General features: G+C 65.2%; 4 protein-coding genes. All 4 read left to right on the top strand.

Features of this window, described 5'->3' with window-relative positions; all coding sequences use genetic code 11:
* The first annotated feature begins 156 nt into the window (after positions 1-156).
* The 4 genes from NN4_RS44230 to NN4_RS45895 are packed head-to-tail and all read left to right on the top strand — an operon-like array spanning position 157 to position 5,217.
* A complete protein-coding gene (locus tag NN4_RS44230; protein ID WP_246181449.1) occupies positions 157-852 on the top strand; it encodes a TnsA-like heteromeric transposase endonuclease subunit in 696 nt (231 codons plus the stop codon).
* A complete protein-coding gene (locus tag NN4_RS44225) occupies positions 852-2,915 on the top strand; it encodes a TnsB C-terminal domain-containing protein (protein WP_246181448.1) in 2,064 nt (687 codons plus the stop codon). The genes NN4_RS44230 and NN4_RS44225 overlap by 1 nt, the downstream gene beginning before the upstream one ends.
* Positions 2,909-3,913: a TniB family NTP-binding protein gene (locus NN4_RS44220; RefSeq protein WP_147144370.1), complete on the top strand. Its 1,005-nt coding sequence runs from the start codon at positions 2,909-2,911 to the stop codon at positions 3,911-3,913. The genes NN4_RS44225 and NN4_RS44220 overlap by 7 nt, the downstream gene beginning before the upstream one ends.
* A 23-nt stretch (positions 3,914-3,936) precedes the next feature.
* On the top strand, positions 3,937-5,217 hold the full coding sequence (locus tag NN4_RS45895; protein ID WP_222595282.1) for a phosphotransferase-like protein: 1,281 nt from the start codon (positions 3,937-3,939) through the stop codon (positions 5,215-5,217).
* The last annotated feature ends 106 nt before the right edge of the window (positions 5,218-5,323 follow it).

Below are 5,323 nucleotides of genomic sequence, written 5' to 3'. Positions count from 1 at the left end.
TGTCCTCTGCCAGTTGACCTGATGTATTGCCAGCGTTCTGACGTAAGTGCTGGGTTCCTGCCACTAACCTGATGCGGGTTGATCGTTCCGACTGTTTGCTCGGGGGTTCGGGTCGTGGGTGTTGTCGTCGCCGTTGCCGGTGGCGATGAGTGCTGGGTGGAGTTCGTCGATCCGGATGTTGGTGGTCGTTGTCGGTTGCCTCTGATGGCTTGTGCGGCAGTGCGTTTCGACAGAGTCGAACCGGCACGGAGGTTCCCTTCGTTCCGTGGTCAAAAGAACTTCTCGGGATTGTGGTGGTCGGCGACGACGGGTTCGCATATCGGCTACGAATCCTGGGTGGAGCGCGATTGGCTGATGATGTTCGATTCGTCGCCGGAGGTGAGCGGCGTCGGCTCTCAGCCTTTCCGGTTGTCTTGGCGGGCAGGCGGATCGGTGAAACAGCATGTCCCGGACTACTTTCTGCGGCTCCGCGACGGCGCGTCGGTGGTGGTTGATGTTCGCCCGGACGCACGGATCGACACCGATGATCAGGTGACGTTCGATCGAACGGCGGCATTGTGTGATTCGGTGGGGTGGGAATATCGCCGACTTGGTGAAATGACACCGGTCCGGGCAGCGAATCTGAGGTGGTTGTCGGGCTATCGGCATCCTCGTTGTCGTCGCCCTGGCGTGGTCGCGGAGTTCGCCGAGGTTTTCGCGACTGCCCGTTCGCTGGCGGACGGGGTCGGTGAGGTCGGCGACCCGATTGTGGTGTTGCCGACGCTGTTTCATTTGCTGTGGTGCCAGGAACTGGCTGTCGATATGGAGACGATGCTGCTGGGCCCGGACACGATCATCGGGGGTGGGCGGTGATGACCAGCCGAGTCGACATCTTGGCAAGGGAGAGCCGATTCCGTTGCGGAGGAAGCGAATATGCGGTCGTCGAGGTGATCGGCTCGGAGATCAGGATCCGGGACGTCACTGGCATCGAAACGGTTGTCGCGGTGTCGCGGATCCTCACCGACGCCAGCTTCGAATTGTTGACCGGACGGCAGCAGCCGCCGTTTCCGCCGTCGGAGCGGATCGCTGATCTGCCTGCCGACGTCGCTGAGCTGGCACAGTGGTGGGAAATTCATGTCGTCGAGCTGCTCACCGGTCGTCGCCCCGACTCGGCGCCGGCGACGCCGATCCACAGCGACTACGACCCGTCTACGACGACGATGCGGCAGCGCGAACAGTCGAAGGTTCGCGAACTGGCCGCGGCCGGGCGCCCGGTCAGTTTGAGCACGGTGCAGCGGATGCGCAGCGCCTACGAGCGAGATGGCCTCTGGGGCTTGGTCGATGGCCGATTCGCTCGGCGGGCATCGGCGACCGGACGGATCGACGCGCGGGTGGTCGCGGCGACCGCTGCCGCTATCGCGGAGGAAACGGATCGATCGACGGGCACCATCACCCGGCTGCGGCGACGAGTGGGGCAATTGCTGGTTGAGTTGCACGGCCTGGCGGCACCGCCGTTGCCGCCGGAGCGCACGTTCTATCGGCTGGTGGCGCGTCTGTCCGAAGGCCGACACACCTTCGGATCGGCCCGCACCCGCCGGTCGCTGGCCAAACAACCCGAGGGTCCGTTCAGCACGGTCATCGCAGCCAGGCCGGGGGAGGTCGTGCAGATCGATTCCACGCCGTTGGATGTTCGGGTCGTGCTCGACGACGGCACGATCGATTCGGTCGAATTGACCGGGATGGTCGACTTGGCGACCCGCACGGTTCCCGCGGCGGTGCTGCGGCCGTCCACGAAAGCGGTCGACGCGGCCCTGCTGCTGGCACGGGCATTGACACCGGAGCCGATGCGTCCGGGCTGGAGCGACGCGCTGCGGATGTCACGATCGGTGCTGCCGCACCACACGCTCACCGAACTCGACCAGCGCCTGGCCGACGCGGCGGCGCGTCCAGTGATCGCACCGGAGACGATCGTGGTCGATCACGGCAAAGCCTTTCTCTCCCAAGCATTCCGATCAGCCTGCCGGTCGCTGGGCATCAGCCTGCAACCCGCGCATCCGGACACACCCACCGACAAGCCGGTCATCGAACGCACGTTGGGATCGGTGGGCACGTTGTTCGCCCAATACGTCGCCGGCTACGTCGGATCCTCGGTCGAACGCCGCGGCCGCAAAGCCGAACAGGCCGCGGTCTGGTCGATGATCGAGTTGCAGGCACTACTGGACGAATGGCTGGTCGCGGTCTGGGCCAACCGCCCACACGAGGGCCTGCGCGATCCGATCACCCCGGACACGGCACTGACGCCGAACGAGAAATACGCGGCCCTGGTTCGTCTGGCCGGATATGTTCCGGTTCCGTTGTCGGCCGACGACTACATCGAGCTGCTGCCCGCGACCTGGCGGGTGATCAATTCCTACGGCATCCGGATCAACCGCCGCACCTACGATGATGCCCGGTTGAATCCCTACCGCCGCCAGCATTCCGGTGTTACCGCGCATAACGGGCGTTGGGAGATCCACCACGACCCCTACGACGTTTCCCGCATCTGGGTTCGCAACCATCGCGACGGTGGCTGGATCACCGCGACCTGGACACACCTGCGCACCGCGCCGGTTCCGTTCGGGGAACTGGCCTGGCAGCACGCCCGCGAAATTCTCACCCAACGCGGCCGCGACGCGGCCACCGAAGCCGAAATAGCTGCCACCGCAGCCGAACTGCTCGACCGCGCCGAACGCGGTCCCACACCCGACACCGCCCGCTCACGCCGTGACCGCAAAGTCGCTGGACGCACCAAAGCCACCCGCGTCGCGTCGTCGGCAACGACGCGACGCGAGAGCGACACCGCCGACCAGGCTGATCCTGACGAACCCGAGACGACGGCGAAGGTGATCCCGTTGGGGATCTTCGATCCCTTCGAGGAAGCGAGCAAACGCTGGTGACAACGACCGACGGCGATCCGGTCACCGAACCCAGCCGCCAGCTGACCACGCTGACCGGCTGGCGGCAATTCACTCTCGACCACCCGAAGATCCCGGATCTGCTGGCGCCGGGCGACTGGGAAGTTCTCGACCCGCAATCTCGTCGCCGCGACGACGAGATCCGCATCGACTACCACACCCGGTTGACGGTGATCGCGACATCGACAGTGAAAGCTGTTGCGCAGAAAGGCCGTCGGCTGACGTTGCTGAATCGGCACGCGATCAGCGCCCGGCGCGGTCTGATCTTGTCCGGGGCCGCGGGCACCGGCAAGACCACCGCGATCACCCAGTTCGGCAAGATGCACGAGGTCGCCGACCGGCAACGGCACCCCCATTCCGCCGACCGCATTCCGGTTCTCTATGTCACCGTCCCACCGGCCGCGACCCCGCGCATGCTGGCCGCGGAATTCGCTCGCTTCCTCGGCCTGCCGGTCACCCAGCGCGCGAATCTGACCGACATCATCGAAGCCGTCTGCGGGGTCTGCTGCGATTGCGGCACCAGGGTCGTGATCTGCGATGAGCTGCACAACATTTCATTGACCACCCGCGCGGGCGCGGAAGTCTCCGACACTTTGAAATACTTCTCCGAGCGGATCCCGGCGACCTTTGTCTATTCCGGGATCAACGTCGAACGCGAAGGACTGTTCACCGGCACCCGCGGCGAGCAGATCGCTGGACGCCACACCCTGCTCCGCACCGTCGGATTCCCCTATACCGACGACTGGCACGGCGTCGTCGCCTCCATCGAGAACACCCTGCGTCTGCATGAACACCGCCCAGGGACACTCACCGGTCTCGCCCGCTACCTGCACCACCGCACCGCCGGAATGATCGGCAGTCTCTCGGCGCTCATCCGCGAAGCTGCGTTGGAAGCCATCCTCACCGGCACCGAAACCATCACCAAAGCCAGCCTCGACACCATCGACCTCGACCACGCCGCCCACACCAAATCCACCTAGACACAACCACATCCACCGCATCTATGACCAGCGACAACCGCCCCATCGCATTGCCGATCCGGCTGCGGCCCAATCCCGGCGAAACCGCGGAATCGTTCGTGGTCCGCCTCGCCCTGGCCAATCACCTCAAACCCAGCTACCTGCGCCGCCACATCACTCCCGGCCGACAGGGAATGGGACCGATCGACCCGGACAAGCTCGCCCTCGTCAGCGGCCGCACCACACCGGTCGTCCTGCGCATATTCCCCGAACTCGACGCCCGCAGGCAGCCGCCCCGACGGCCGGGAATCGTCGCCGAACACCGAAAACGCAAGCAGCACAACGACGAAGCCAAAAGGCAGCGCTACGCGGCCATCCGCCGCGACGCCCTGGCCGGCATGTCGGCCAGGGCGATCGAACGCAAGCACAACGTCGGCTGGCGCACCGTCCACGCCGCGCTCGAATCACCAAAACCGGCCGCGCGCAAGAAGTATCCCGCCCGCGAACGACCCGGCCTGCACGGGCTCATCCCACACATCGATGCTCTGCTCACCGCCACACCCACCATCCCCGTCCGCGAGATCTGGGAACGCCTACTCGATGACCACCACGCCGCGATCACCTACGAATCGGTCCGCAACTACGTCACCGGCCGCCGCGGCCCGGCACCCCGCCCACCCCTGCCGGTCACAGGCCACACCGTCACCATGGAGGACATGCCCAGCCTCTCCAGCCCCATTGCGGCCCTCGACGTTCCCGGCGAAATTGCACCTGGCCAGGTCATTCTCCTCAACGGCGTCTCGAGTTCGGGCAAGTCGAGCATCGCGCGTCAGCTGCTGATCGATCTCGACCGACCCTTCTTCCACATGGGCGTCGACATGATCGGCGCAATGCGTTCGGAAACCCGCACCCACGAACTCGACGCGGCCGCGCTCGCCGAGATCCTCCGGCGAACCCGCGCTGGTTTCCACCGAGCCGTCGCGGCAATGGCCTTGGCCGGCAACGACATCGTCATGGACCACGTCCTCAGTGAACCCTGGCGGCTGCGTGACTGCCTGAGCGTCATGACCGGCATCGACGTCGTGTTCGTCGGAGTCCACTGCTCGATCGACGAACTACAACGCCGCGAACAGCAGCGCGGCGACCGCCCCGTCGGCACCGCAGCCAGTCAGATCGAACCAGTCCACGCCCACGGAATCTATGACCTCACCATCGACACCGGCGCAGACACCATCGAGGATTGCTCCGTCCAGATCAAAGCTTTCCTCGACCAAGGCCCATCACATCGAGCATTCGATCATCTCCGCGCCACGTCGAAACCCTGATTTGCGTCAACAATCTGGCAGAAGACACACCTTGGGCTCTGCCACATACCTGACGCAGCCCTGCTCACGACCCACGACCTACGTCACCTCAACTGGCAGAGGACAG

Source organism: Nocardia ninae NBRC 108245, from assembly GCF_007990755.1.
In the GTDB taxonomy this organism is placed as follows: Bacteria; Actinomycetota; Actinomycetes; order Mycobacteriales; family Mycobacteriaceae; genus Nocardia; species Nocardia ninae.
This window is presented reverse-complemented; position numbering and strand designations above follow the sequence as displayed.

Bases quoted from the DNA above. Each gene is read 5' to 3' on its own strand.
- NN4_RS44225 (WP_246181448.1), top strand. From the start codon at position 852: ATGACCAGCCGAGTCGACATCTTGGCAAGGGAGAGCCGATTCCGTTGC.
- NN4_RS45895 (WP_222595282.1), top strand. From the start codon at position 3,937: ATGACCAGCGACAACCGCCCCATCGCATTGCCGATCCGGCTGCGGCCC.